The sequence below is a fragment of the Nocardioides sp. REDSEA-S30_B4 genome, from assembly GCF_001627265.1.
In the GTDB taxonomy this organism is placed as follows: Bacteria; Actinomycetota; Actinomycetes; order Propionibacteriales; family Nocardioidaceae; genus Nocardioides.
This window is the reverse complement of the sequence record NZ_LUPI01000060.1, coordinates 1-3,287: the sequence shown is the minus strand read 5'-3', so window position 1 is coordinate 3,287 and position 3,287 is coordinate 1. Positions and strand designations below refer to the sequence as shown.

The 3,287-nt window shown below is 74.1% G+C and carries 3 protein-coding genes and 1 pseudogene; 2 read left to right on the top strand and 2 right to left on the bottom strand.

Going from position 1 to position 3,287, the window contains the following annotated elements; translation table 11 throughout:
* Positions 1 to 644: bifunctional 2-polyprenyl-6-hydroxyphenol methylase/3-demethylubiquinol 3-O-methyltransferase UbiG (locus tag A6R01_RS12015; RefSeq protein WP_292606159.1), on the top strand; the 644-nt coding region annotated here is incomplete at its 5' end.
* 70 nt (positions 645 to 714) lie between these two features.
* On the opposite strand, the gene A6R01_RS12010 is transcribed toward A6R01_RS12015, so the two are convergent.
* Positions 715 to 1,494, bottom strand: a complete 780-nt coding sequence (locus A6R01_RS12010; RefSeq protein WP_292606157.1) for a DUF3027 domain-containing protein — start codon at positions 1,492 to 1,494, stop codon at positions 715 to 717.
* Positions 1,495 to 1,618: 124 nt separating this feature from the next.
* On the opposite strand from A6R01_RS12010, the gene A6R01_RS12005 reads away from it, so the two are divergent.
* Positions 1,619 to 3,118, top strand: coding sequence for an MFS transporter (locus tag A6R01_RS12005; RefSeq protein WP_292606155.1), 1,500 nt, complete (start codon positions 1,619 to 1,621; stop codon positions 3,116 to 3,118).
* A 43-nt stretch (positions 3,119 to 3,161) separates the two neighbouring features.
* Here the strand turns inward: A6R01_RS12005 and A6R01_RS12000 are convergent.
* Positions 3,162 to 3,287 (bottom strand): annotated as a pseudogene (locus tag A6R01_RS12000) (IS30 family transposase); the annotation flags it as partial.

Below are 3,287 nucleotides of genomic sequence, written 5' to 3'. Positions count from 1 at the left end.
CCCGCTGGGAGCAGGCCGGCCCGGAGGCCGCCCGGAGCTTCGGACGCAAGTTCGCCGAGCTCGTCGCGAGCGGCCAGGACGTCGACGGCGAGGCCCGCCTGGCCGACACCCTGCTGCCGCGCGGCGGCCGCGTCCTCGACGTGGGCGCCGGGATGGGGCGCGTGACCGCTGCCCTCTCTGCGCGCGGGCACACGGTCGTCGGGCTCGAGCCCGACCTCGCGTTGGTCGAGCAGGCACGCAGCACCTACCCCGGCATCGACGTCCTGCACAGCGACGTCCTCGGCCTCGACGACGAGCTGCTCGGCGAGCGACCCGCTGAGTTCGACCTGGTGGTCGTCGTCGGCAACGTCATGGTCTTCCTCGCCGAGGGCACCGAGCGCCGGGTGCTGTCGCTGCTCCGCTCCCGCCTCGCGCCGGGCGGCCGGGTGCTGCTCGGCTTCCACCTCGTCGGAGCACCGGCGCACGCGCGGTCCTACCCCGCCGAGGAGTTCGTGGCCGAAGTCGAGGCGTGCGGGCTGCGGGTCGATGCGCGGTTCGGCTCCTACGAGCTGCACCCGGCCAACGAGGAGTACGCCGTGTGGGTGCTGTCGGCCGACGACGCTGCTGCGCCCTCGACCGAGCTCGGGCGCGCGTTCCGCGACTGACCGCCGGGTCTCGACGCCCGCTCGCTGGCGCTCGCTGCTCGACCAGCGGTGGTCCAGGTCGGCGCGTCGGTCAGAAGGACTCGATGAGGCTGGCGTCGAGGTCGTCGACGACCGGCTCGGGCAGCGGCTGCGGCTCGTGCTTCTTGGCCAGTCGGACCTCGGAGTGGGCCCCGCAGCCGTGGTCGAGGGAGACGATGCGGCCGTCGTCGTTGGCGTCGCCGTTGGCGCAGACGCCGAAGGTCTCGGCCAGCGGACCGGCGATGCGCATGAGGAACCCGCACGACGTGCACTGGTCGGGCGCCGACTGGGCGATCGGGGCCGAGGGGCCGCCGTCACCGTCGTACCAGCGCTGGGCGGCGAGCTCGCGGCCCTCCGGGGAGAGGGTGCGGGAGCGACCGAGGCCGAGGTCCTTGGCGACCTGGCGGATCTGCGCCTTCTCGTCGGCGTCGAGCGGGTCGTCGCCGAAGGAGTAGGTGGGGACCAGGCGCGGGTCGTCGTCGGCGACCGGCAGCAGGTCGCCCGGGGACAGGTCGCCGGGGCGGATGCGCTCGCGGTAGGGCACCCACTCGGGCGCCACGATGGCCTCGTCGCCGGGCAGCAGCACCGTCTCGGCGACGGTCACGTGCTTCTGGCGGGGGGCGCGGACCAGCGTCACGCACCAGTGCCAGCCGACGTAGCCCTTGCGGGTGCAGGCGAAGCGGTGGGTGACCACGCGCTCGCCCTCGACGTCGTGGCCGAGGTGCTCGCCCACGTCACGCGGGTCGTCCACGTCGGCGACCAGGGCGTCGCGTGCGACGTCGACGGCCGCGACCGTGGCACGGTCGGGCTTGGCACGGGCGATGGTCGTCACGGCGAGCAATCATGCCTCCTCCCCGGTGGTCGTGTCAGGTCGCCCCGCCCGACGGACGCGTCCCGGCCTGCAGCCCCGTGTCCCTCACCCGACCCGCTCGGTGCCACCAGGCAGGATGGGGCGCATGACGACGCCGCCCGAGGACCAGCCGGGTGCCGCGTCCTCCGCGAGCGGCCCCGGCCGTACGTCGGTGGACGGCTCGGCCGGGGCGGCGGGCGGGTCCGGTGGGACCTCCGGCGGCGCGGCCGGACCCATCCCGGGCAGCCGGGCCAGGGCCGTCGGCAGGGGGCTGGGGACCGGCGCCAGGGTGACCGGCCGCGGGGCGGCCGGGGTCGCCAGGGCGACGGGCCGGGCGACGGCGTACGTCGGGGTCCAGGCGCGGCGCGCCGCCGGTGCCCAGGGGGCCGAGGACTCCGGTCTCAACCGACTGATCTACCTGCACTTCTTCAACACCGCGGGCGACGCGGCCGTGGCGATCTCGCTGGCCGGCAGCCTGTTCTTCCAGGTGCCGTCCGGCGAGGCCCGGGGGCAGGTGGCGCTCTTCCTGGGCCTGACGATGCTGCCGTTCGCGATCGTGGCGCCGCTGATCGGGCCGTTCCTCGACCGGTTCTCCCACGGACGACGGTGGGCGATCGGGGCGACGATGGCCTTCCGCGCGTTCCTCGCCTGGGCGCTGGCGGGCGCCATCGCCACCGGTGACTCGCCGTGGCTCTTCGCCGCCGCGCTCGGTGTTCTCGTCTCCTCCAAGGCCTACGGGGTGACCCGCGCGGCCGCGGTGCCCCGCTTGCTGCCCGAGGGCTTCACGCTGGTCAAGGCCAACGGGCGGGTCTCGCTGGCCGGCATCGTCGGCGCGTCCGTGTCGGCGCCCCTGGCGGGTCTGGCCTCGCTCGCGGGGTCGGAGTGGTCGCTGCGCTACGCGTTCCTGCTGTTCGTGGTCGCCACCGTCTGCGCGATCCGGCTCCCGGAGAAGGTTGACTCGTCGGTGGGCGAGGGCGAGCTGGTGCTGATGGGCGAGAGCCTGCTGCGGCCCGGCCGGCGCCCGCGGACCCGCATCCCGCACCCGGTCGCGTTCGCGCTTCGGGCCAACTGCGGGCCGCGGTGGATGAGCGGTTTCCTGCTCATGTTCATGGCGTTCCTGCTGCGCGAGAACCCACCCGACTCAGGGCTCTCCGCCGAGGTGCTGATCGCACTGGTGGTCGGTGCCGCCGGCGCCGGCAACGGGCTCGGCGTCGCGCTCGCCTCGCTCCTGCGGCGCATCAACCCGTCGGTGACGGTCGTGCTGGCCCTCCTGGCCGACGCGACGCTGGCGATCGTGGCCACCGTGTTCTATGGGGTGCTGCCGCTCGTCCTGCTCGGGCTGGTCGCCGGGCTGTCGCAGTCGCTGGCGAAGTTCTGCCTCGACGCCACGATCCAGCGCGACGTGCCCACCGGGGTCCAGGCGTCGGCGTTCGCACGCTCGGACACGACCCTCCAGCTGGCCTGGGTCATCGGCGGCTTCGTCGGCATCGCCCTGCCCCTGGACCCGCCGCGGCTCGGTCTCGGGGTCGCCTTCGCCGTGCTCGCGGCGTGGTCGGTGTTCGTGCTGGCCAGCCGGCGCTCGATGCCGGTGCCGGTCGCCGGCTGACGTGCGCGAGTGACCTCTCGGCCGTGCGTGAGCGACGGCGGATTCAAGGGGTGGTCGCAACACCTTTGGTTTGGTCTTCGGCGAGCAACTTAGCGAAGACCTCTGCTGGGGTGTGGAAGCCGAGTCGTTTGCGGGGGCGGTTGTTGAGCTGTTTGGCGATGGCGTCGAG

What these genes read in the sequence shown, in the direction of transcription:
- A6R01_RS12005 (WP_292606155.1), top strand. Translation starts at nt 1,619, where the DNA reads ATGACGACGCCGCCCGAGGACCAGCCGGGTGCCGCGTCCTCCGCGAGC.